A 21,748-nucleotide genomic window follows, 5' to 3' on the forward strand; every position below is an offset into this window, starting at 1 on the left:
GCGCGTCGCTGTCTGGCAGCGACACGCCGGCTCAGCTCAGCACTTGTCCTTGCGGCCCATCAGCTTGCCCAGGCGCGAGGCTTCCTCGCACTTCGGCGCGGCCACGGGTGCCGGTGCGGCGGCCGCGGCGCGTGCACGCTGCAGCTGCTGGATCTTCGCGCGGATCTGCGGCATCGCGGCCATTGCGGCCTTTTCGCCCTCCAGGATCGCGGTGCCACGCTGGCTGAAATCGGCGGCGCCGATGTCCAGCACCTTCGGGCGGATGACGATGTCGGCGCGTGCCAGTTCCTGCTCGCCCAGGCGCTGGCCCATGATCGAGATGGACTGGTTGACGATGCCCAGCATGTCGGTCGGCGCCTTGCCGCTGGCCTTGCTGGAGATGTCCACGGCGATCACGAAGTCGGCGCCGAGCTGGCGCGCGGCATCCACCGGCACCGGGCTGACCACGCCGCCATCGATGTAGTTGCGGCCACCGATCTTCACCGGTTCGAACACGCCGGGAATGCTGCTGGAGGCGCGCACGGCCTGGCCGACGTTGCCGCGCACGAAGATCGCGCGCTCGCCTGTTTCCAGCTGGGTCGCGACGGCGGCGAACGGCTTCTTCAGGCGCTCGGCGGGGCGGTTGGCGACCTGCTCGTTGACGTAGTCCTGCAGCTTCTGGCCCTGCACCAGGCCACCGGAGAACAGGCGCACGTCGCGGATGCTGGCTTCATCCAGCGCCACTGCCTTGCTCTGCATCTGGAAGGCATCCATGCCGCTGGCATACAGCGCGCCGACCACGCTGCCGGCACTGGTGCCGGACACCACGGCCGGTTCGAAGCCATTGGCTTCCAGCATCTTGATCACGCCGATGTGGGCGAAGCCCTTGGCTGCACCACCACCGAGGGCGATACCGATCTTCACCGGCTTGGCCTGCGGCACCACGGTCGGTGCTGGCGGCGGCGTGGGGCGGACCGGGTCGCCACCGCAGCCGGCCAGCAGGCCGATCAGGGCGACGGACAGCAGCATGCGGGGGCGGAACAGGCTCATCGGCAGTGCGCTCGCGGCGCCGGATTCGGGAAAGGACGCCAGCATACCGAAGCGGTGGCGGGGCGGGCAGGGTGGGGGAGTGGCCTATTCAGGAAAAGGAGCGCGGGCGGTGCCGACCTTGGTCGGCACCGCCCGGGCGAGGGGCTCAGAACCGGTTGTCGCCGTCCAGCATCCGGCCCAGGCCGCCCAGCACCGAGCCTTCGCCGCGGCTCTGGCCGCCGCCCTGCGGCGCCGCCATCCACATGCGCCCGGCCAGGCGCGAGAACGGCAGCGACTGCAGCCAGACCTTGCCCGGGCCGGTCAGCGTGGCCAGGAACACGCCCTCGCCTCCGAACAGCATGCTCTTGATGCCGGTGACCCGGCGTACGTCCATGTCCACGGTCGGGTGGTAGGCCACCACGCAGCCGGTATCCACGTCCAGTCGCTCACCTGCGGCCAGCTCGCGCTCGACCACGCAGCCACCGGCGTGGATGAACACCCAGCCGTCCCCCTCCAGCTTCTGCATGATGAAGCCTTCGCCACCGAACAGGCCGGTCATGATCTTGCGCTGGAACTGCACGCCGATCTGCACGCCGCGCGCGCCGGCCAGGAAGCTGTCCTTCTGGCAGATCAGGCGGCCGCCATGCTGGTCCAGCTTCATTGCCAGTACGGTTCCGGGGTAGGGGGCGGCGAAGGCGACCTTGCCCTTGCCCTTGCCGTGGCCGCTCTGGGTGTAGACGGTGGCAAACAGGCTCTCGCCGGTCAGCACGCGCTTGCCGGCGGCCATCACCTTGCCCATGAAGCCGCCGCCCTGGTCGCCGTTGGCGGCGCCGAACACCGTATCCATCTGCACGGTGGCGTCCTTGAACATCAATGCGCCGGCCTCGGCAATGGCGCTCTCACCGGGGTCGAGCTCGATTTCCACGAACTGCATTTCATGGCCGACGATGCGGAACTCGATGTCGTCGGCGCGGCTGCTGGCAGCGGCGGGGACCGGCGGCGGGGTGTTCGGCATGCCCGGGGCCGCCGACTGCAGTTCGGGCACCTCGGCGATCGAGGTCCACCCGCTCATGCCCTGGCACCAGGCCAGGGAGCGCGGGTTGGCCTGGGCGTAGCGGCGCGCGGCCTCGTCATCAAGCGGGCCGATACGCTCGGCCTGGGCGGAGGCATGGAAGTACCACTGGGTCATCGCGGCGGCTCCGCAGGGCTGGTAAACCGCGAGTCTAGCGAGCACGCGGGGGGCCGGGGCGACGGGGCCATGAACGGCAGGCATTTGCGGGGCAGGTGCTGTATTGCAACAATTATCTGGTAGCGCCGTTTTACCACCCCTCCAAACACAGCCTACCGCCATGTCCCCGACCCGCACTTCCCGTGGCCGCCTTCCGGTCGCGCGCCCCCTCGTTGCCGCTCTTTCCGCCCTGTTGCCGCTGGTAGCAGCCGCCCAGGAAACTCCCGCTGCCAAGGATCCGGTTGCCCTCGATGCCCTGCAGGTGACCGCGCAGCGGCGCGTTGAGAACGCCAAGGACGTGCCGGTCGCGATCAGCGCGATCCAGGGCGAGAAGCTCGATGTGTTGGGTTCTGCGGGCGATGACATCCGCTTCCTGGCCGCGCGCGTGCCCAGCCTCAACATCGAGTCGTCCTACGGCCGTGCCTTCCCGCGCTTCTACATCCGCGGCCTGGGCAACACCGATTTCGACCTCAATGCGTCGCAGCCGGTGTCGCTGGTGTACGACGACGTGGTGCAGGAAAGCCCGCTGCTGAAGGGCTTCCCGCTGTTCGACCTGGCCAACGTGGAAGTGCTGCGCGGCCCGCAGGGCACGCTGTTCGGCCGCAATACCCCGGCCGGCGTGGTCAAGTTCGATTCGGCGCGCCCGTCGCAGGATGCCGACGGTTACGTGCGCGTGGGCTATGGCAGCTACAACAGCTGGAACGTGCAGGGTGCCTACGGCGGCCCGCTGACCGATCGCTGGTCGGCACGCGTCTCGGCCATCTACCAGCGCCGCGATGACTGGGTCGACAACACCCGCGCCGGTGCGCCGAACAGCGGTTTCGAAGGCTATGACGAAGCCGCCGGCCGCGTGCAGTTCCTGTACGAAGGCGATGACTTCGAAGCGCTGTTCAACCTGCACAAGCGCAAGCTCAACGGTACCGCCCGCCTGTTCCGCGCCAACATCATCCAGAAGGGTGGCAACGGCCTGGTCGAGAACTTCGACCGCGACAAGGTGGCCAACGACGGCGTCAACTTCTCCGATCTGGAAACCTGGGGCGGCAGCGCGCGCCTGCAGTGGAACCTCGGTTCGGTGACCCTGCATTCGATCACAGGTTATGAAACCGCTGAATCGCTCAACCGCGGCGACATTGACGGTGGCTACGGCGAGGCATCACTGGGCGCTGGCAACTACGGCCCGGGCCTGATCCCGTTCTCGTCCGAGTCGGCCGACGGCCTGCCGCACCACCGCCAGTGGACGCAGGAGTTCCGCGTCGAATCCAACGAATGGGGCCGCTTCGACTGGCAGGCCGGCGTCTTCTACTTCGACGAAGACGTGACCATCAACAACTTCAACTACAACTCGCTGAAGCCGGGCAACCCGCAGACCGGCCATGTGGTGCAGAACCAGCGCAACAAGGCCTGGGCGGTGTTTGCCTCGGGTGACTTCGATGTCACCGACCGCTTCAAGCTGCGTGCCGGCGTGCGCTACACCCAGGACAAGAAGGACTTCAACGCCAGCGTGCTGCAGGCCGTTCTTCCGTTCGGCACCCCGGTCAGTGGCCCGTACCTGGCCAACACCGACGTCAACGACGTCAGCTGGGATGTCAGCGGCGTCTATAAGCTGACCGACAACGTGAATGCCTACGCCCGCGTGGCCAAGGGCTTCCGTGCGCCGTCGATCCAGGGCCGCCTGGCCTTCGCGCCCGGCCTGTCGCAGGCCGATTCGGAGAAGGTGATCTCGTACGAAGCCGGCATCAAGGCCGACCTGTTCGAGCGTCGCGCGCGCCTGGGCCTGAGCGTGTTCCGCTACAACGTTGACGGCCAGCAGCTGATCGCCGTGGGTGGCACCAACAACACCGCCACCCTGCTCAACGCCGACAAGACCATCGGCCAGGGCGTGGAACTGGACCTGGAAGCCTACCTGGCCGACAACGTCCTGCTGACCTTCGGCAGCAGCTACAACGACACCGAGATCAAGGACAAGGATCTGGCGGTGGCGGTCTGTGGTGGTGGCTGCACTGTTACCGACCCGATCACTATGATCGGCGGCAAGCCCTATGCGCTGGTCAACGGCAACCCGCTGCCGCAGGCGCCGAAGTGGATCCACAACGCGACCCTGCGCGTGGGCTTCCCGCTCAGCGATGGCAGTGAGCTGTATGCCTACACCGACTGGGCCTACCGCAGCGCGGTGAACTTCTTCATCTACGAGTCGCCGGAGTTCCGCGGCCGTAGTTCGCTGGAAGGCGGCCTGCGCCTGGGCTACAACTGGGATTACGGCCAGTACGACGTTGCGGTGTTCGGCCGCAACCTGACCAACCAGACCCGCGTGGTCGGTGCGATCGACTTCAACAACCTGACCGGCTTCCTCAACGAGCCGCGGACCTGGGGCGTGGAGTTCACCGCGAAGTTCTGATGCGGTGACTGCGGTAATGCAATGAAGAAGGGCCGGCGCAATGCCGGCCCTTCTGTTTCCTGCTTCATGTAGAGCCGAGCCTGCGCTCGGCTGCTCTGAGCCGAGCATGGCTCGGCTCTACAATGGCTTACAGCGCGCTCTGCGGGCGCACCTTCAGCACCGCATTCTCGGTGGCGCAGTCGCGGCTGGAGTGCCGACCAGCCTTGCGCGCCGCTTCGATCTCCTTGCGTGCGGCCAGCAGGTCCTTGTTGAACGCGGCGTTGTCGTGCAGGCGGGCCACGGCGGCGGCGCCCATGAAGCGGCCTTCGAGGATGTCGCTCTGCCAGTGCACGTTGCACACCAGGCGGCTCTCGCCGTAGTTGCGGCCGCGCGCCTGGATGGCATCGGCGCGGTCCGGTGCGATCTCCGACAGGATCAGGGCCCAGGCCCAGCCGATCGAGGTGTGGCCGGAGGGGTAGGAGCCGTTCTTGCGCAGGCCGTCCTCGTCCTTCGGCGAGCAGGTCGGCTCACCATTGACCATGAATGGGCGCGGGCGCTGGTAGTGATTCTTGGCAGCCTTGGTCGCCGCGCTGGCATCGATCCGGCTGCGCTCCAGCAGGCGATAGAGTGCCGGGGTCTTCACCGCATCGACGTCGATGTCGGCGGCGCAGGAGAAGTGGTTGGCGCCTTCGGGGAAGCCGAGTTCCGCATCGACACCGGCCTGGGCGAAGCGCGGGCTGCCGCGCAGCGCGCGGGCTTCACGGCTGACCTGCTCGTCCAGGGCGAGGGCGGCCGAACCGGCCACCGGCGGTGCCGGCACCAGGTCGAGGCTGGCCGGTACCGCGCTCTTGTCCAGATAACCCACCGCCTTGGTGGTGATGTTGGCTTCGACGGCGGTCGGCTTGGCGGCGGTGGCGGCACAACCGGCCAGGGCCGCGATGACGGCAAGGCCGAGCAGCGGGCGGGCAGGGTGGGAAATCAGCGACATGGACAGGCTCCGGGAGAGAAAACAACGCGCCATGATCGCAGCCCGAATACGACACCGCAGTGGCCATCGGTCATACGGCCAGACCCGGCATGGTCATCGCAGCAGTATCAAAAGCGTCATCAAGTGACGTCAGTCTCCTGAATCCGGGCGCAGCGCACGGACTTTCACGCGACTGCGCCGCGAGCATCGGCACAACGGCACGCACCTGGAGCCGTCCAGTTCCAGCCGGGTCGGGGGGATCCGCAGACAGAGGGAGAGAAGCGATGCGCAGCACCGCAACAGGAAGTACCGTCCTGGCCCTGCTCCTCGGGCTGGCAGCCGCTCCGGCACAGGCCGCCGACGTGGTCGGCGTGGCCTTCGTGCATGGCACCGGCGCGCAGACCAACGCCACCCAGGACTACTGGCAGCCGGCCATCATCGACACCGTGCGCCAGGGCCTGCCGAACAGCAGCAACTATGTGGTCATCAACTGCGACTTCACCCAGTACATGTGGAAGCCGGAGGCCGCCGGCTGCCTGGCCAACCAGCTGACCCGCTTCATCGACAGCCGCAGCATCACCCAGCTGGTGGTGATTACCCATTCCAACGGCGGCAACGTGGTGCGCTGGATCCTGTCCAACCCGACCTACGACAGCCGCTACCCGAAGATCATCCGCACGGTGCGCAAGGTCACCGCGCTGGCGCCGTCCTCGGCCGGCACGCCGCTGGCCGATGCGGTGCTCAACGGCAACACCTTCGAAACCTCGCTGGGCTGGCTGCTGGGCTACAAGAACGACGCGGTGCGCCAGCAGCAGGTGGCGAGCATGGCCACCTACAACGCGCAGAACCTGTACGGCACCGCAGGCCGTCCCGCCCTGCCCAAGCCGTTCCGTGCGGTGGTCGGCAGCGACGTGGAATCGGCGGTGTGGGACAGCAACAGCTACTGCGGTGGCTACGCCGCCAATGTCGGCCTGGAGTTCACCCAGAACTGGCTGTCGTCCTGCTCCGACGGCTTCCTGGAGTGCAGCAGCCAGAAGGCCGCCGGCACCACCTGGTTCACCGACAAGGCGCGTACCCAGGGCGCCGAACCGCTCAGCCACAACCAGAGCCGCCGCGAGTGCTTCGGCCTCGGCACCCTGCTGCGCAACGACCTGACCCAGTGAGGGAGACGACCATGACGATTCATTCCACCCTGCTGGCCGGCGCCGTCCTGGCAGTGCTGTCCCTTCCCGCAGCGCAGGCCGCGCAGCCGCTGCAGGCCGCCCGTGCAGGGGATCAGGTGCCTGCCGCCCTGGTGGCCGCGCCGCTGCCCGCCGATGAAAGCGAGCACGCGCCGTTGTCCTTTGCCTGGGCGCTGGACCCGGCACAACCGCTGCAGGCGGCCACGCCGTATGCCTCGGTCAGCCGCAGCTACTGGCAGCAGGTCGATGGTACGCAACTGCAGCGCGGCGTGGACTTGCCGCTGACCGCTGCCGATGCGGTGATCCAGCTGAGTCCGGCCGAAGGCGCGCGTGCAGTGCCGGCCAACACGTTGCAGGTGCGCGACCCGGCCGGCCGCAGCAGCGTGGCGCGCAGTGTCGACGCGCGCGCGCTGCAGCAGGCCGGCATGCCGGTGAGCGATGGCAGCAGCATGCTGCGCACCGGCGCGACCAGTGCGGCCGGTGCGTACACGCTGCAGAGCACGCAGGCACAGGGCCGCTACGTGGTGCAGGTGCTGGAGCCGAACAGCCCGCTGCGGCTGGAAGTGCAGGCCAACCAGGCGCAGGTGCTGGCCGGTGGCAACGTGCAGCTGCAAGCACGCTTGCTGGAAGACGGTGCCACCACCGCGCAGATGGCCTCGCGCCGCGGCAGCCTGGGCGGTGAAGCCCTGCTGGTCGCACCGGATGGACGCAGCTGGCCGCAGCGGTTGCTGCGTACCACCGACGGCGCGCTGCGCGCGCAGGTGCGGATCCCGGCCGACGTCGGCACTGTGCAGGGGCTGTGGGAACTGCAGGTGTTCGCCCAGGCCGATGGCGTGTTGCGCGATGGCAAGGTGGCCTTCGCGGTGGCACGGCCGACCGCGCGCTTCAGCGGCCAAGCGGCACCGGATGCGGTCAACCGCCAGGTGGCGCTGCCGCTGCAGGTGGCTGCAGCGGGCCGCTACGAGGCGCGTGGCACGCTGTATGCCACTGCCCGCGATGGCCAGCTGAAGCCGGTTGCACAGGCGCACGCGGCGGCGTGGTTCGATGGCCCGGGCGCAGGCCAGCTGGTGCTGCCGTTCGGCCAGGCCGCATTGCCGGCTGGTTTTGGTGCGCCGTACGAGCTGCGCGACCTGCAGCTGCAGGACCAGAGCCGGATGGCACCGATCGAGTCGCGCGCGCTGGCGTTGAAGTTCTGAGCAAGGGTGCAGCGGGCCGGGTTCCGGCCCGTTGCACCGTTTTCTGTAGAGCCGAGCCTATGCTCGGCTGCCGTTCCCCGCGTCCAGGAGCAGCCGAGCATAGGCTCGGCTCTACAGTGGCATGTCGATCATCCCGCGTACGCGGTCAGCCGGCCTTCCTGCTCGCAGACGGTGATCGCGCCGCCGAACACCGCCGACAGCGGTTCGTTGCGCAGCAGCTCGGCGCGGGTGCCATCGGCCAGCACACGGCCATCGCGCAGCAGCACCACCCGCTCGATTTCGGGAATGATCTCTTCGATGTGGTGGGTCACCAGCACCAGGGTGATGCCCTGCTGGGCCAGTACCCGCATGGTCGCCACCAGCTGTTCACGAGCGACCAGGTCCAGCCCGGTGGACGGCTCGTCCAGCAGCAGCGCCTGCGGCCGGTTGACCAGCGCGCGGGCGATCAGCACCCGACGGGTCTCGCCGGCCGACAGCTCGGCATAGGCGCGTTCGCGCAGCGCCAGCGCACCGGTCATCGCCAGCGTCTCGACCACGCGCGCACGCATGTCGGTGGTCACCTCGCGGAAGGCGGGCACCACGTAGCTGGCAAAGAAGCCGGACAGCACGGCCTGCTCCACGGTCAGCCCCGGCATGTCGGCGAGGTTGCTGCTGAGGTCGCCGGTGACGATGCCCAGCTGCGAGCGCAGCCGGTCCACCTGCCAGCGGTTCTGGCCCAGCACCTTCACTGCCACCGAGCCGTCGCCCTGCGCCAGCGGGTACAGCTCGCGGGTGATCAGTTTGATGAAGGTCGACTTGCCGCAGCCGTTGGGGCCGAGCAGGGCGGTGTGCTGGCCCTGTGCAATGCGCAGGCTGAGCCCGTGCAGCACCTTCACCTGGCCGCGCACCACGGTGGCGCGGTCCAGTTCGATCAACGGGGGCAGCTCCGCGATGGGCGGGGCCGCAGTCATGGTGCTGGCGCGTGGATCAAGGCTCGACAACTCAGGTCCCCAACTGTGAACGGTGCCACGGATGGCGATGCGAAGCACCGCCGCAGGGATGCAGTTTGCAACGCAAGCGCCCATGATGTCTGCCATCCCCGCGTCGATCCGGAGCGCTGCCATGCCTGATGCCCTGATGTCCCTGTTGACCGGTGGTGTGCTCGGCCTGGGCGGGTGGGCGATGCTGGCGGTGCTGCTGGTCTTCACCCAGATCACCATCTTCTCGGTGACCCTGTACCTGCATCGCAGCCAGGCCCATCGCGGGGTCGACTTCCACCCGGCGCTGGCCCATGTATTCCGCTTCTGGCTGTGGCTGACCACCTCGATGATCACCCGCGAATGGGTGGCCATCCACCGCAAGCACCACGCCAAGGTGGAGACCGAGGACGACCCGCACAGCCCGGTCACCCGTGGCATCGGCAAGGTGTTCTGGCATGGCGTGGAGCTGTACCGCGAAGCGCGCGGCCAGCGCGCGGACATCGAGCAGTACGGGCGCGGCACCCCGGATGATGCGATCGAGCGCCGCCTGTATACCCCGCATGCCACGCTGGGGCCGGTGCTGTTGTTCGCGATCAATACCGTGTTGTTTGGCCTGCCCGGCGTGGCCCTGTGGGCGGTCCAGATGGCGTGGATCCCGTTCTGGGCAGCCGGCGTGGTCAATGGCCTGGGCCACTGGTGGGGCTACCGCAACTACGAGTCCGCCGATACCTCCACCAATCTCACGCCGTGGGGGTTCTGGATCGGTGGCGAGGAGCTGCACAACAATCACCATGCCTTCCCCAGCTCGGCGCGCTTCGCGATGCGCCGCTGGGAGTTCGACATCGGCTGGAGTGCGATCCGCCTGCTGCAGGCGCTGCGCCTGGCCAAGGTGCTTCGCGTTGCACCGGCCATGGACGTACGCCCGAACATCGCGGTGCCCGATGCCGAAACCCTGAAGGCGCTGCTGTCGCACCGCTTCCAGGCGATGACCGATTACCAGCGCAATGTGTTCATGCCGGCCCTGCGCGAGGAAGCCGCTCACGCCGGGGCCAAGCTGCGCCGCCTGCTGCCGCGCCGTCTGCGCCGTGGCCTGGTCAATGATGGCCGCTGGTTGAAGCCGGACAGTCGTGCCCAGCTCAGCGCATGGGTGGCACAGCGCCCGCGCATCCGCACCCTGGTCGAGTACCGGGGGCGCCTGGCCGCGCTGCTGGAAGCGCGCGGCCACGATGCGGCCGAGCGCCTGCATCAGCTGCAGGCCTGGTGCCACGAGGCCGAGGAAAGTGGCATTGCCGCGCTGCAGGCCTACGCCGCGCGATTGAAGGGCTACAGCCTGGTGGGCGCGTGAGGGCAAGGTACCGACTTCTGCTGGTGGCGCTGTTGCCGGGTGCGGCGCTGGCCCAGGTCACCGACACCGCCAGCTACCTGCAGCGGATGGACAGCGATGGCGACGGCCGGGTGAGTGAATCCGAGTACGTGCAGTGGATGCTGTATGCCTTCGACCGCATGGACCGCAATGGTGATGGCGTGCTGACGGCCGAGGAGCTGCCCGGTGGCAAGGGCAGGGCGATCAGCCGCGAGCAGCAGCGGCAGGTGATCGTGAAGCGCTTCCACACGCAGGATGCCAACGGTGATGGCGTCCTGGATGCCCGTGAACTGGCGGCGCCGCCACGCTGAGCGGGCGTAGAATCGGCTCATGCCTGAACTGCCCGAAGTAGAAACCACCCGCCGCGGCCTGGCGCCGCACCTGCAGGGTCGTCGCGTGCATGGCGTGATCCTGCGCCGGGCCGATCTGCGCTGGCCGATTCCGCCGGAAGTGGCCGAGCTGCTGCCGGGCCAGCGCATCGAGGAGATCCGTCGCCGCGCCAAGTACCTGCTGCTGGATACCGCCGTCGGCAGCGCGGTGCTGCACCTGGGCATGTCCGGCAGCCTGCGCGTGCTGCCTGGAGATACCCCGCTGCGCGCCCACGACCACGTCGACATCAGCCTGGACAACGGCCGCCTGCTGCGCTTCAACGACCCGCGTCGGTTCGGCAGCCTGCTCTGGCAGCCGGCCGGCGAAGTCCACCCGCTGCTGCAGGGGCTGGGCCCGGAACCGCTGGACGACGTGTTTGACGGCGACTACCTGTTCGCCCGCAGCCGGGGCCGCAGTGCGCCGGTGAAAACCTTCCTGATGGACCAGGCGGTGGTGGTGGGCGTGGGCAACATCTACGCCGCCGAAAGCCTGTTCAAGGCCGGCATCAGCCCGCTGCGCGAGGCCGGGAAGGTCTCGCGCGAGCGCTACCAGCGGCTGGCCGACGCGGTGAAGGAGATCCTCGGCTACGCCATCACCCGTGGTGGCACCACGCTGCGCGACTTCATCAGCCCGGATGGCGCGCCGGGCTACTTCGAGCAGGAGCTGCTGGTATACGGCCGCGATGGCCTGCCGTGCCCGAACTGTGGCCGCGCGCTGAAGCACGCCACCATCGGCCAGCGCGCCAGTGTCTGGTGCAGCCACTGCCAGCGCTGAGCCGGGCGGCCAGCGGCAGCTGAACGGGCAGGGGACGTCTCCGCTGCCCGTTAACGTTTGTCTGCCTATGATGGCCGACCTTCCCTCTGTGCCTGACGCGCCTGCATGCAACGACGCGACTTCATCCGCAATGCCTCCCTCGCCCTGGCTGCATTCGGCCTGCCGTCCCTGCCCGCGTGCGCGGCCAGCAGGAGCGGCCAGATGGGCCTGCGCCGCCTCGGCCAGCCGCAGCCGTTCGACTTCGCCACCCTGAAGGGCCAGGCGCGCGCGCTGGCGCAGGCGCCCTACAAGAGCCACAAGCGGGTGCTGCCGGGCCGCCTGGAAGGCCTGGACTGGGACCAGTACCAGTCGATCGGTTACCGCCAGGACCATGCGCTGTGGGCCGACCAGCCGGGCAAGTTCCAGGCCAAGTTCTTCCATCTGGGCCTGTACTTCCACTCGCCGGTGCGCATGTTCGACGTGGTCGACGGCAAGGCGCAGGAGCTGGCCTATGACGGCGCGGCGTTCAACTACGGCAAGAGCGGGATCAAGGACGGCGAGCTGCCGGCCGATCTGGGCTTCGCCGGGTTCCGCCTGAACACGCGCAAGGACACCGACCGCGACTTCGCCGCCTTCCTCGGCGCCAGCTACTTCCGCGCCGTTGGCAAGGAGGGCCAGTACGGCCAGTCGGCGCGTGGCCTGGCGATCGACACCGGCATGGGCAAGCCGGAGGAATTCCCGGACTTCATCGCCTACTACCTGGAACAGCCGTCGGCCGATTCGGAAACGATCGTGGTCTACGGCCTGCTGGATTCGCCCAGCGTGGCCGGCGCCTATCGCTTCGCGATCACCAACGGCGACGTGCTGCTGATGGACATCGACAGTGCGCTGTACCCGCGCAAGGCGATCGAGCGGTTGGGCATCGCCCCGTGCACCAGCATGTACCAAGTGGGCGAGAACGACCGCCGCATGGCGTGGGACTGGCGCCCGGAGATCCACGACACCGACGGCCTGTCGCTGTGGACCGGTGCCGGCGAATGGATCTGGCGGCCGCTGCTGAACCCGCGCAACCTGCGCTTCAACATGTTCGTGGACCGCAATCCGCGCGGTTTCGGCCTGCTGCAGCGCGACCGCAACTTCGACCACTACCAGGATGATGGCGTGTTCTACGAGAAGCGCCCGTGCCTGTGGGTGGAGCCGAAGGGCGAGTGGGGCGAGGGCTCGGTGCAGCTGGTGGAGATTCCCACCGTGGACGAGACCTTCGACAACATCGTGGCGTTCTGGAACCCGAAGGAAAAACCGCAGCCGGGCCAGGAGCTGCTGGTCGGCTACCGCCTGTACTGGGGCGCCGAACCGCCGGCACGCCCGCCGTTGGCGCACTGCGTGGCCAGCCGTACCGGCCTGGGCGGCGTGGTCGGCAAGAAGCGCGAGTACTTCAGCTGGCGCTTCGCGGTGGACTTCGAAGGCGGCGAGCTGGCCACGCTGATCGACAAGGCCGAGGTCGAGGCGGTGGTTGAAGCCAACCGTGGCCGGGTCGAGATCGTGTCGGCGCGCCCGCTGCGCGAGATCAACGGCTACCGCGCGATGTTCGACCTGGTGCCGCCGGAAGGCAGCACCGAGCAGATCGACATCCGCCTGTTCCTGCGCAGTGGCGGCAAGACCCTCACCGAGACCTGGCTGTACCAGTACACCCCGCCGCCGGCGGGCGCGACGGAGCGCACGCTGTACTGAATGGATGCGGCTCGGTGCCGGCCACACGCCGGCACCGTTGCTTCAAGGCTTGCTGTCGGTGGCGTGCGACTGGGTCGGCACACCCACTTCCACCGTGCCCCGGCGGATCTTCATCCAGGTTTCGTCCTGCCAGCGCTCGTACTGCTTCGGATCCCAGTACTTGGGGTCGTACAGACGGTCGGCCTTGATGGTGCGGGAGATTCCGCCGTCCATGTATACGATGTCGACGTTGTTGGACATCGAGCCGACGCGGCTGCCGGTCATCTCGCGGCGCCCCTTTCTGAGCACTTCGGCCATGCGTGGGCGCGCGACCTCGTCGCCATACTCGGCGCGCAGCGCGCTTGCCTGCGCACGCGCCGCATCATGCTGCTCCAGCGGCAGCGTGGCCCAGTACTCGTTGCGCAGCTCGACGAACAACGGATAGCCACGTTCGGCGGCCACCTCCATCCAGGCATAGGCCATGACCGGATTGCGCGGCTGCTCTACCCCGTACCAGTACATCTCGCCGAGGTAGCCCTGGGCAGGCTTGTCCGCGTACCGCGCGGCCAGCCGGAAGTTGTCCATCGCGCCGTTGACATCGTTGCGACGCAGCGCGTTGACGCCCCATTGCCGGTACATCATGTCCGGGTGGCTGTCCATGAAACCGGCGCCGATCACCGCCGCATCGTCTTCACCGGACGGGCGTTCGGCCGCGATGACCAGCGGAGGCAGCAGGAGCAGCAGCGGCAGCAGCAGGAGGGCGGAACGCATGTCGGACTTCCAGTTCGGCAGCAGGAGTGCCGCAGCCTAGGCGCGACAGCGCTTGCTTGTAAACCGCTGGAGGTCATGGCGCACCGGCGCGACTGCTACAACGGCAGCGGGGCCTGCGCCGGATCGATACGCCCTTCACCGCGGGTGATCTTCTTGAACTCGGCGCGGCTGACCGACACGTAGCGGTCGTTGCCGCCGATCTCCACCTGCGGGCCGTCCTGTACCGCGTGGCCATGCTCGTCCACGCGCACGGTCATCGTCGCCTTCTTGCCGCTGTGGCAGATGGTCTTGATCTCCTGCATCTCGTCGGCCCAGGCCAGCAGGTACTGGCTGCCTTCGAACAGCTCGCCGCGGAAGTCGGTGCGCAGGCCGTAGCACAGCACCGGAATGCGCAGCTGGTCGACCACCTCGCTGAGCTGCCAGACCTGGGCGCGGGTCAGGAACTGCGCCTCGTCCACCAGCACACAGCCCATCGGCCCGTTCGTCGCCAGGTCCTGCTCGACCCAGCGTTGCAGGTCGGTGTCACGATCGAAGGCCATGCCCTCGGCGCGCAGGCCGATCCGCGAGGCGACCACGCCGGCGCCGGCACGATCGTCCAGGCGCGGGGTCAGGATCGCCACCCGCATGCCGCGCTCGCGGTAGTTGTGAGCGCTCTGCAGCAGGGTGGTGGTCTTGCCGGCGTTCATCGCCGAATAGTAGAAGTAGAGCTTGGCCATCGACGGATTGTACGCCGCAGCTCCGCTCCGCCGAAGCCGTTCAGCAACCCCGCCGGCGGCCCGCTGTGGTCGTCACCCGGCCCCGCTACAATCCCCATCCCATGCACGGTCTCAATCCCCCCCAAGCCGCCGCCGTCCTGCACATCGAAGGTCCGTTGCTGGTGCTCGCCGGCGCGGGCAGCGGCAAGACGCGCGTGATCGTGGAAAAGATCGCCCACCTGATCGGCTGTGGCCGTTATCCGGCGCGCCGCATCGCAGCGATCACCTTCACCAACAAGTCGGCCAAGGAAATGCGCGAGCGTGTGGCCAAGCGCCTGCGCGAGCAGGATGCCGACGAGGTGACCATCTGCACCTTCCATGCGCTGGGCCTGAAGTTCCTGCAGATCGAACACGCCGCCGTGGGCCTGAAGCGTGGATTCTCGATCTTCGATGCCGACGATGCCGCTGCGCAGATCAAGGACCTGATGTATGGGGCCAAGCCCGACGACATCGAGGACATGAAGAACCTGGTGTCGCGCGCCAAGAACGCCGGCCTGTCGCCCGAACAGGCGATGGCCGCCGCGCGCAGCAACCGCGAGAAAGAAGCGGCCAGTGTCTACGAGCGTTACCAGCTGCGCCTGACGGCGTTCAACGCGGTCGACTTCGATGACCTGATCCGTTTGCCGGTGCAGATCCTGGAGGAAAATCCGGAGATCGCGCTGGCCTGGCGTGAGCGCATCGGCTACCTGCTGGTGGACGAATGCCAGGACACCAACGACGCGCAGTACCGGCTGCTCAAGCAGTTGGCCGGTGACAAGGGCAACTTCACCTGCGTGGGCGATGACGATCAGTCGATCTACGCCTGGCGCGGCGCCAACCCGGAAAACCTGCAGCAGATGGGGCGTGACTACCCCGCGCTGGAAATCATCAAGCTGGAGCAGAACTACCGCTGCTCCAACCGCGTGCTGCGCGCCGCCAACGCGCTGATCGCCAACAATCCGCATGAGCACCTGAAGAAGCTGTGGAGCGACCAGGCCGACGGCGAACGCATCCGCGTGTGGGAATGCCGCAACAGCGAACACGAAGCGGAAAAGGTCGCCGCCGAAATCGCCTTCGTGGCGCAGTCGCGCAACGTGCCGTGGAGTGATTTCTGCATCCTGTTCCGTGGCAACTTCCAGTCGCGCCCGCTGGAAAAGGCGATGCAGCTGCTGCGCATTCCCTACCACCTGACCGGCGGCACCATGTTCCTGGAACGCCAGGAAGTGAAGGACACGCTGGCCTGGCTGCGCCTGCTGGTGAACCCGGACGACGACACCGCGTTCATGCGCGCGGTGCAGTCGCCCAAGCGCGATGTGGGTGCCGGTACGCTGGCCAGGCTGGCCGAGCTGGCGCAGGAAAAGGACATGCCGATGGCGCATGTGGCCGAGACCATCGGCGCCCTGCAGCAGTTGCCGCCGCGCGCGGCCAACAGCCTGGCGCGCTTCACCGACATCCTGCGCGACCTGCGGGCGCAGATGCGCCAGGTGACGTCCGGCGACATGATCCGCAAGGTGGCCAAGGAATCGGGGTTGCTGAGCGAGCTGCGCCAGCAGGCCAAGGAAGAGGCCAGCTACCAGCGCCGGGCGAACAACATCGAGGAACTGGCGCAGTGGTTCGAGGGCGGCCCGCGCGGTGCCACCGCCGCCGACCTGGCCGGCCAGCTGGCGCTGCTCTCGCGCAGCGACAAGGACGAGGGCGGCAACCAGGTACGCATGATGACCCTGCATGCGTCCAAGGGCCTGGAATTCCCCTATGTCTTCATCGTCGGCTGCGAGGACGGCGTGCTGCCGCACCAGGTCAGCCTGGACGAGGGCAACCTGCAGGAAGAACGTCGCCTGCTGTACGTGGGCATCACCCGCGCCAAGATCCAGCTGTGGATGAGCTACAGCAAACTGACCCGCAAGTTCGGCGAGCATGTGCGGCTGAAGCCGAGCCGGTTCTTCGAGGAGATTCCGGCCGAGGAGATCCAGCGCGATGGCGCGGACCCGGTGGCCGATGCGGCGCGCAAGAAGGAACGGGCGAGCGCGGGGTTGGCGGCGATTGAGGCGCTGTTCGACTAGGGCGCTCCAACGGCGCCGCCCCTCCGTGGTGGAGCGCGCGTTGGTTCCGCAGTGTGGCCGGTCGGGGTGGGTTCGCGGGGGACGCCGTGAACCCGTCCCTGAAGTGACCCCCGGGAGTTGGACACCAGATCCAACCCCGAGGGATACATGAACAGATACGACGCGCGTTTCAAACTGCAGGTCGCCAAAGAGGCCTGCAAGACCTCCACATCGGTCAAAGCCGTTGCTCGTCGCCACAGCCTGGAGTTTTCCACGGTCAGGCGCTGGGTGGCGACCTATCGGCTGCACGGTTGGCGCGGGTTTCACCGCCAGGCCCGGTCCTATGACCTCGCGTTCAAGCTGGCTGTCCTGGAGAAGATGAGCCAGGACGGCATGTCCGGGCGCGAAGCCACCACCTACTTTCAGATTGGTGATGCCGGCGCAGTGGGGCAGTGGCGGCGCCTGTATGCTCAGGGCGGTGCCCAAGCGTTGGCACCGCCCCTGCCGCCGCCCCGAAAGCCGATGAAAAAGACCCGTTCGTCCAAGCCACCTGAGGATATGAGCCGCGATGAGCTGCTCAAGGAAGTCGCCTATCTGCGCGCGGAGACCGACTACCTAAAAAAACTCGATGCCTTGATCCGGGAAGAGCAGGCGGCGCGAGACGCAAAGCGCAAGCCATCCAAGGATTGAGGCAGGTTCATACGCTGTCGCTTCTGCTCGAAGCGGCAGAGCTGTCACGCAGTACGTTCTATTACCAGAACCATGTCCTGGCCCATCCGGATCAGGACGAGGCAGATCTGCGCGAGCGCATCCGTGCAATCTACGATCAAAGCCAAGGGCGCTATGGCTATCGCACGGTAACGCTGGAATTGGCCAATCAGGGCCATCGGACCAATCGCAAGCGGGTACAGCGCCTGATGGGGGAGATGGGCCTGAAATCGCGCGTGCGCGTGAAGCGCTATCGGGCCTTCAAGGGAGCGGCCAATATTGTGGTTGGCAATGACCTCAATCGTGAGTTCCAGGCCGAGCGGCCCAACCAGAAGTGGGTGACTGACGTGACCGAGTTCAAGGTGCAGGGCATGAAGCTGTACCTGTCGCCGATCATGGACCTCTACAACGGTGAAATCGTGGCTTATCAGATCAAGCGCCAGCCCGTGTTCGATCTGGTGGGTCAGATGCTGGAGGAGGCCATCAGCAAGCTTTCCCCGGATGAGCGCCCCATGATCCATTCTGACCAGGGCTGGCAGTACCAGCATGAAAACTACCGGCACATGCTGGAAAAGCACTCGTTGAAGCAAAGCATGTCCCGGCGTGGCAACTGCTTGGACAATGCGGCAATGGAGAGCTTTTTCGGGACGCTGAAGTCGGAGTTCTTCTATCTGAACAGCTTTGACAGCATCGAGAGTCTGGAGGCTGGGCTGGTGGAATACATCCAGTACTACAACGAAGAGCGCATCAAACTGAAACTGAAAGGCCTGAGCCCGGTAAAGTACCGGGAGCAGGCCCAATCGGCCGCTTGACCCCGTCCAAGTCTCGGGGGTCACTTCACCTTGGGGGCTTAGCCGCGCCATCCATGGCGCGGATACCCCCGCGAACCCACCCCGACCGGCCTCTGACAGATTCCGGGCGCTTCCTTCCACGGCAATGCAGAGGAAATCAAAAGCAACAGCCGGCGGTTGAGGCAGAATCGGGGTTTCGGCTGGAGGTCTGCCTGTGCAACCGATCGAGAGTGAGCGCCTGCGGCTGCGGGCCATTGAACCGGACCGTGATGCGGCACCGATGCTGGCCCTGCTCAACGATCCGGGCTTCGTGCGTTTCATCGGTGACCGCAACGTGCGCGACGAAGAACAGGCACGCGAGTACATTGCGCTGCGGGTGCTGCACAGCTATGCGTTGAATGGCTTCGGCATGTATGCCATCGAGCGGTTGTCCGATGGTGCCTGGCTGGGCAACGCCGGGCTGGTGCGGCGGGATGGCCTGCCGGGGCCGGACATCGGCTATGCGGTGCTGTCGGAATTCGCCGGGCAGGGCTATGCCGGTGAGGCGGCACGCGCGGTGTTCGCGCATGCGCGTGGAGCGCTGGGCCTGCACGATCTGTATGGCATCACCGATCTGGACAACGTGGTGTCCGGGAAGATCCTGCAGGGCCTGGGTATGCAGACGCGCGGGGTGATCCAGTTGCCGGGCGTGGACAGCCCGAGCCGGTTGTATGCAACGCCCGGTGCGGCGCAGGTCTGACCCTTGATGTTGGTAGGTGCCGGCCGCTGGCCGGCACAGTAGCGGCTGATGGTAGGTGCCGACCGTTGGTCGGCACTATTCAGATGCAGTGCCGACCAACGGTCGGCACCCACCCCCTCAACCGCGCAGTTCGGCCAACTGTGCCTGCAGTTCGGCCACCGCCGCTTCCAGCTGGGCCACGCGCTCGGCCAGGCCCGGGTCGGCCGCATCGCTGCTGCCACCGCCGCTGCTGGCGTACTTCGCCGCCAGCGCCGCGCCGTCCACTTCGCCGCACAGCAGGTGCATGTAGCGGTCTTCGCGCTGGCCGCTGGCGCGCGGCAGCACCACCAGCAGCGCGCGCTGCTGCAGGCGATCGATGGCGTGGCGGGCCTCGTCGGTGTCGGCGAAGCGGTGCAGGCGTTCGCTGCGCGTGACCAGCTCGCCCAGCGTCTGCGGCCCACGCAGCAGCAGCAGCGCCAGCAACACGGTCTGCTGCCGGGTCAGGTCCAGCGCGGCCTGCAGGCGGTGCTCATAGCGGTCCGCGCGCGAGGAGAAGTGCTGGCGGGCCAGGCCCAGCGCCTCCAGCTGGCGCAGCGCATGTTGCACGCTGCCGGCATCGACGTTCATCACCGGCTCGCGGGCGGTCTTCTGGTTGGCGGCCGATTGGGCGGCATTGACGGTCAGCGGATAGGTGTCCGGGGTGGTCGCCTCCTTCTCCACCAGGCAGCCCAGCAGGCGGGCCTGCACGGCGTCGAGCAGGGGGACGTCGGGGGTCTGGGTGGAATCGGTCATGGCGGCCTCCGGAAGGGCAACGGGTCAACCGCCAAGCATAGCCGTCCCGGGACCGCCTTTGCCGGTAAAATGCGCCGGTATATCTGATTGCCGGTGAATCCATGCGTCGTCCCGTTTCCCTGTCCCTGACCCTGCTCGCCACTGCGGCGCTGGGCCTGTCCGCCTGCAAGCGCGTGGATGCGCCTGCCGCTGAAGCCGCTGCACCGGAGGCCCCGGCCGCCGCTGCCAAGGCGGACGGCGCGCTCGATCCCACTGCCAATGACAACCTCAATGCAGTGCTGTGGATGCAGCGCGCGCAGGAGTACAAGGCGATCACCGAGCAGACCTACCGCGCCGCCGCCGACCACTTGGACGCCGCGCTGAAGGAAGCCCACTGGGATGCGCTGGTGCCGGAAGAACGCGGCAACGAGGCCAAGGGCCTGAAGCCGGCCGTGGTGCTGGACGTGGACGAGACCGTGCTGGACAACTCGCCCTACCAGGCGCGCCTGGTGCGCGACGGCAAGGAATACGACGAGCTGACCTGGGACCAGTGGGTGGCCGAAAAGAAGGCCAAGGCCATCCCGGGCGTGGTCGATTTCGCCAAGGCCGCCAACGCCAAGGGCGTGACCCTGCTGTACATCTCCAACCGCGCCGTGCACCTGAAGGACGCGACCCTGGCCAACCTGCGCGAGCAGGGCCTGCCGGTGGCCGACGACAGCGTGTTCCTGGGCCTGGGCACCGTGGTCGAAGGCTGCGAGCAGGCCGGCAGCGAGAAGAACTGCCGCCGCCGCCTGGCCGGGCAGAAGTACCGCGTGCTGATGCAGTTCGGCGACCAGCTGGGCGATTTCGTCGAAGTGACCGCCAACACCAACGACGGCCGTGACGCGCTGCTGCAGCAGTACCACGACTGGTTCGGCGAGCGCTGGTGGATGCTGCCGAACCCGACCTACGGCGGCTTCGAGCCGGCGCAGTTCAACAACGACTACAGCCAGTCGCGCCAGGCCCGCCACGACGCCAAGCGCGCTGCCCTGGACTACGCACCATGAACCGCGCGCCGCTGCCGCTGCGCGACGACGAGCGCCTGATCTTCGCGCTGGACGTGCCTGACCGCGTGCAGGCGCTGGAGTGGGTCGACCGCCTCGGCGACAGCGTGGCGTTCTACAAGATCGGCATGGAACTGCTCGCCTCCGGCGAGTACTTCCAGGTGCTGGACGAGCTGGCCCGCCGCGACAAGCGCGTGTTCGTCGACCTGAAGTTCTTCGACATCCCGGCCACCGCCGCGGCGGTGATCAAGCGCCTTTCGCAGTGGCCGGTCAGCTACGCCACCATCCATGGCTGGCACCCGGCCATGATGGAGGCCTGCGCGGCCGCCAACAGCGGCGACATGCGTCTGCTGGCGGTGACCGTGCTGACCTCGATGGGCCGCCCGGACCTGGCGCAGATGGGCATTGACCGTGAGCCGGTGGACGTGGTGGTCGAGCGCGCGCTGGCCGCGCAGGTGGCCGGCATCGATGGCGTGATCGCCTCGGGCCAGGAAGCCGGCCCGATCCGTGCCGCTACCGGCGCCGGCTTCTCGATCGTCTGCCCGGGCATCCGCCCCGGTGGCCCGGTCGGCGATGACCAGAAGCGTACCGTTGGCGTGGCCCAGGCCTTTGCCGATGGCGCCGATGCCATTGTGGTCGGTCGCCCGATCCGCCTGGCCGCCGATCCGCAGGCCGCGGCCCGGGCCATCCAGCAGGAAATCACGTCGGCGCTGGCTGCGCGCTGAGATTCCGCTGCGCAGGCTGCAGGCCCGAACGCCATCCCGACCCGCGCGGGATGGCGTTTTTGCATCCGTCCACCAACCGGTTGTGCCCGAATCGCCGCAAAACCTGCCGTAGATTTCATGGCCTCCATGCCAAACATCAGGTTGATCAATAAAATCAATAATTTATGCATAACTACGTGAAGTGTTGCCTTAACTTGAGCGGCAGCGTAGGATCGCCGCCATCCGGTCCTCGGACCGGACATGTGCCACTACACTGTCCACCGGCCCCGCGCCGGCTTGAAGAGCCTGTGATCCCCGTGATCCCGGCTCTTTTTTTATTCTGATCAGTGACTTGCACAAG

At 67.3% G+C, this 21,748-nt stretch carries 19 protein-coding genes; 12 read left to right on the top strand and 7 right to left on the bottom strand.

The genetic code is table 11. The annotated features are described in order from the left end of the window. Positions 1-36 precede the first annotated feature (36 nt). Entirely contained in the window at positions 37-1,029 is a 993-nt protein-coding gene (locus M1L61_RS00405) for a patatin-like phospholipase family protein (RefSeq protein ID WP_019337382.1), read from the bottom strand. 145 nt (positions 1,030-1,174) lie between these two features. Then, positions 1,175-2,197: a TIGR00266 family protein gene (locus M1L61_RS00410; protein WP_248854171.1), complete on the bottom strand. Its 1,023-nt coding sequence runs from the start codon at positions 2,195-2,197 to the stop codon at positions 1,175-1,177. 160 nt (positions 2,198-2,357) lie between these two features. On the opposite strand from M1L61_RS00410, the gene M1L61_RS00415 reads away from it, so the two are divergent. Then, the gene (locus M1L61_RS00415) at positions 2,358-4,631 is read left to right on the top strand and encodes a TonB-dependent receptor (RefSeq protein ID WP_241877590.1); all 2,274 of its coding nucleotides are present in this window, start codon (positions 2,358-2,360) and stop codon (positions 4,629-4,631) included. A gap of 127 nt (positions 4,632-4,758) precedes the next feature. On the opposite strand, the gene M1L61_RS00420 is transcribed toward M1L61_RS00415, so the two are convergent. Beyond that, the gene (locus M1L61_RS00420) at positions 4,759-5,598 is read right to left on the bottom strand and encodes a phosphatase PAP2 family protein (RefSeq protein ID WP_248854172.1); all 840 of its coding nucleotides are present in this window, start codon (positions 5,596-5,598) and stop codon (positions 4,759-4,761) included. Positions 5,599-5,861: 263 nt separating this feature from the next. Here M1L61_RS00420 and M1L61_RS00425 point away from each other — a divergent pair, with 263 nt between their 5' ends. Then, a complete protein-coding gene (locus tag M1L61_RS00425) occupies positions 5,862-6,740 on the top strand; it encodes a hypothetical protein (RefSeq protein WP_049480389.1) in 879 nt (292 codons plus the stop codon). Positions 6,741-6,751: 11 nt separating this feature from the next. Continuing rightward, positions 6,752-7,954, top strand: coding sequence for a DUF4785 domain-containing protein (locus tag M1L61_RS00430; RefSeq protein ID WP_057504123.1), 1,203 nt, complete (start codon positions 6,752-6,754; stop codon positions 7,952-7,954). 128 nt (positions 7,955-8,082) lie between these two features. On the opposite strand, the gene M1L61_RS00435 is transcribed toward M1L61_RS00430, so the two are convergent. Beyond that, complete coding sequence (locus M1L61_RS00435) at positions 8,083-8,904, bottom strand: ATP-binding cassette domain-containing protein (RefSeq protein ID WP_159359622.1); 822 nt, start codon at positions 8,902-8,904, stop codon at positions 8,083-8,085. Between the two features lie 151 nt (positions 8,905-9,055). Between M1L61_RS00435 and M1L61_RS00440 the strand changes: the two genes are divergently transcribed. The 4 genes from M1L61_RS00440 (at position 9,056) to M1L61_RS00455 (ending at position 13,129) form a co-directional block, all read left to right on the top strand. After that, positions 9,056-10,258: a fatty acid desaturase gene (locus tag M1L61_RS00440; protein WP_248854173.1), complete on the top strand. Its 1,203-nt coding sequence runs from the start codon at positions 9,056-9,058 to the stop codon at positions 10,256-10,258. Beyond that, the gene (locus M1L61_RS00445) at positions 10,255-10,587 is read left to right on the top strand and encodes a hypothetical protein (protein ID WP_019338125.1); all 333 of its coding nucleotides are present in this window, start codon (positions 10,255-10,257) and stop codon (positions 10,585-10,587) included. The genes M1L61_RS00440 and M1L61_RS00445 overlap by 4 nt, the downstream gene beginning before the upstream one ends. A gap of 19 nt (positions 10,588-10,606) precedes the next feature. Then, a complete protein-coding gene (mutM, locus tag M1L61_RS00450) occupies positions 10,607-11,419 on the top strand; it encodes a bifunctional DNA-formamidopyrimidine glycosylase/DNA-(apurinic or apyrimidinic site) lyase (protein ID WP_010487344.1) in 813 nt (270 codons plus the stop codon). A gap of 105 nt (positions 11,420-11,524) precedes the next feature. Then, on the top strand, positions 11,525-13,129 hold the full coding sequence (locus M1L61_RS00455) for a glucan biosynthesis protein D (RefSeq protein ID WP_248854174.1): 1,605 nt from the start codon (positions 11,525-11,527) through the stop codon (positions 13,127-13,129). A gap of 42 nt (positions 13,130-13,171) precedes the next feature. On the opposite strand, the gene M1L61_RS00460 is transcribed toward M1L61_RS00455, so the two are convergent. Both M1L61_RS00460 and M1L61_RS00465 read right to left on the bottom strand, forming a co-directional pair. Further along, positions 13,172-13,879, bottom strand: a complete 708-nt coding sequence (locus M1L61_RS00460) for a sel1 repeat family protein (RefSeq protein ID WP_010487340.1) — start codon at positions 13,877-13,879, stop codon at positions 13,172-13,174. Between the two features lie 95 nt (positions 13,880-13,974). Then, entirely contained in the window at positions 13,975-14,595 is a 621-nt protein-coding gene (locus tag M1L61_RS00465) for a thymidine kinase (RefSeq protein ID WP_010487338.1), read from the bottom strand. A gap of 101 nt (positions 14,596-14,696) precedes the next feature. Here M1L61_RS00465 and M1L61_RS00470 point away from each other — a divergent pair, with 101 nt between their 5' ends. The 3 genes from M1L61_RS00470 to M1L61_RS00480 all read left to right on the top strand — a co-directional run bounded on the left by M1L61_RS00470 (position 14,697) and on the right by M1L61_RS00480 (position 18,890). Then, positions 14,697-16,673, top strand: coding sequence for a UvrD-helicase domain-containing protein (locus tag M1L61_RS00470; protein WP_191863849.1), 1,977 nt, complete (start codon positions 14,697-14,699; stop codon positions 16,671-16,673). A gap of 147 nt (positions 16,674-16,820) precedes the next feature. Further along, positions 16,821-18,172, top strand: a protein-coding gene (locus M1L61_RS00475; RefSeq protein ID WP_099560046.1) for an IS3 family transposase whose coding sequence is annotated in 2 segments (ribosomal slippage) — positions 16,821-17,268 and positions 17,268-18,172 — 1,353 coding nt in all. Because the reading frame shifts where the segments join, the coding sequence is not laid out codon by codon here. Positions 18,173-18,365: 193 nt separating this feature from the next. Then, on the top strand, positions 18,366-18,890 hold the full coding sequence (locus tag M1L61_RS00480) for a GNAT family N-acetyltransferase (RefSeq protein WP_043397785.1): 525 nt from the start codon (positions 18,366-18,368) through the stop codon (positions 18,888-18,890). 117 nt (positions 18,891-19,007) lie between these two features. On the opposite strand, the gene M1L61_RS00485 is transcribed toward M1L61_RS00480, so the two are convergent. Then, the gene (locus M1L61_RS00485) at positions 19,008-19,661 is read right to left on the bottom strand and encodes a DUF480 domain-containing protein (protein ID WP_010487332.1); all 654 of its coding nucleotides are present in this window, start codon (positions 19,659-19,661) and stop codon (positions 19,008-19,010) included. Between the two features lie 101 nt (positions 19,662-19,762). Here M1L61_RS00485 and M1L61_RS00490 point away from each other — a divergent pair, with 101 nt between their 5' ends. Beyond that, entirely contained in the window at positions 19,763-20,686 is a 924-nt protein-coding gene (locus M1L61_RS00490) for a 5'-nucleotidase, lipoprotein e(P4) family (protein WP_197654923.1), read from the top strand. Continuing rightward, on the top strand, positions 20,683-21,408 hold the full coding sequence (gene pyrF, locus M1L61_RS00495) for an orotidine-5'-phosphate decarboxylase (protein WP_100447293.1): 726 nt from the start codon (positions 20,683-20,685) through the stop codon (positions 21,406-21,408). Before M1L61_RS00490 ends, pyrF begins: the two co-directional genes overlap by 4 nt. Positions 21,409-21,748 lie beyond the last annotated feature (340 nt).

The sequence above is a fragment of the Stenotrophomonas sp. NY11291 genome, assembly GCF_023277365.1.
In the GTDB taxonomy this organism is placed as follows: Bacteria; Pseudomonadota; Gammaproteobacteria; order Xanthomonadales; family Xanthomonadaceae; genus Stenotrophomonas; species Stenotrophomonas geniculata.

Excerpts from the sequence above, each read along its gene's own strand:
- M1L61_RS00420 (WP_248854172.1), bottom strand. The coding sequence starts at position 5,598 with ATGTCGCTGATTTCCCACCCTGCCCGCCCGCTGCTCGGCCTTGCCGTC.
- M1L61_RS00460 (WP_010487340.1), bottom strand. The coding sequence starts at position 13,879 with ATGCGTTCCGCCCTCCTGCTGCTGCCGCTGCTGCTCCTGCTGCCTCCG.
- M1L61_RS00490 (WP_197654923.1), top strand. The coding sequence starts at position 19,763 with ATGCGTCGTCCCGTTTCCCTGTCCCTGACCCTGCTCGCCACTGCGGCG.
- pyrF (WP_100447293.1), top strand. The coding sequence starts at position 20,683 with ATGAACCGCGCGCCGCTGCCGCTGCGCGACGACGAGCGCCTGATCTTC.
- M1L61_RS00410 (WP_248854171.1), bottom strand. The coding sequence starts at position 2,197 with ATGACCCAGTGGTACTTCCATGCCTCCGCCCAGGCCGAGCGTATCGGC.
- M1L61_RS00415 (WP_241877590.1), top strand. The coding sequence starts at position 2,358 with ATGTCCCCGACCCGCACTTCCCGTGGCCGCCTTCCGGTCGCGCGCCCC.
- M1L61_RS00440 (WP_248854173.1), top strand. The coding sequence starts at position 9,056 with ATGCCTGATGCCCTGATGTCCCTGTTGACCGGTGGTGTGCTCGGCCTG.
- M1L61_RS00455 (WP_248854174.1), top strand. The coding sequence starts at position 11,525 with ATGCAACGACGCGACTTCATCCGCAATGCCTCCCTCGCCCTGGCTGCA.
- M1L61_RS00470 (WP_191863849.1), top strand. The coding sequence starts at position 14,697 with ATGCACGGTCTCAATCCCCCCCAAGCCGCCGCCGTCCTGCACATCGAA.
- M1L61_RS00435 (WP_159359622.1), bottom strand. The coding sequence starts at position 8,904 with ATGACTGCGGCCCCGCCCATCGCGGAGCTGCCCCCGTTGATCGAACTG.
- M1L61_RS00425 (WP_049480389.1), top strand. The coding sequence starts at position 5,862 with ATGCGCAGCACCGCAACAGGAAGTACCGTCCTGGCCCTGCTCCTCGGG.
- mutM (WP_010487344.1), top strand. The coding sequence starts at position 10,607 with ATGCCTGAACTGCCCGAAGTAGAAACCACCCGCCGCGGCCTGGCGCCG.
- M1L61_RS00430 (WP_057504123.1), top strand. The coding sequence starts at position 6,752 with ATGACGATTCATTCCACCCTGCTGGCCGGCGCCGTCCTGGCAGTGCTG.
- M1L61_RS00465 (WP_010487338.1), bottom strand. The coding sequence starts at position 14,595 with ATGGCCAAGCTCTACTTCTACTATTCGGCGATGAACGCCGGCAAGACC.
- M1L61_RS00485 (WP_010487332.1), bottom strand. The coding sequence starts at position 19,661 with ATGACCGATTCCACCCAGACCCCCGACGTCCCCCTGCTCGACGCCGTG.
- M1L61_RS00405 (WP_019337382.1), bottom strand. The coding sequence starts at position 1,029 with ATGAGCCTGTTCCGCCCCCGCATGCTGCTGTCCGTCGCCCTGATCGGC.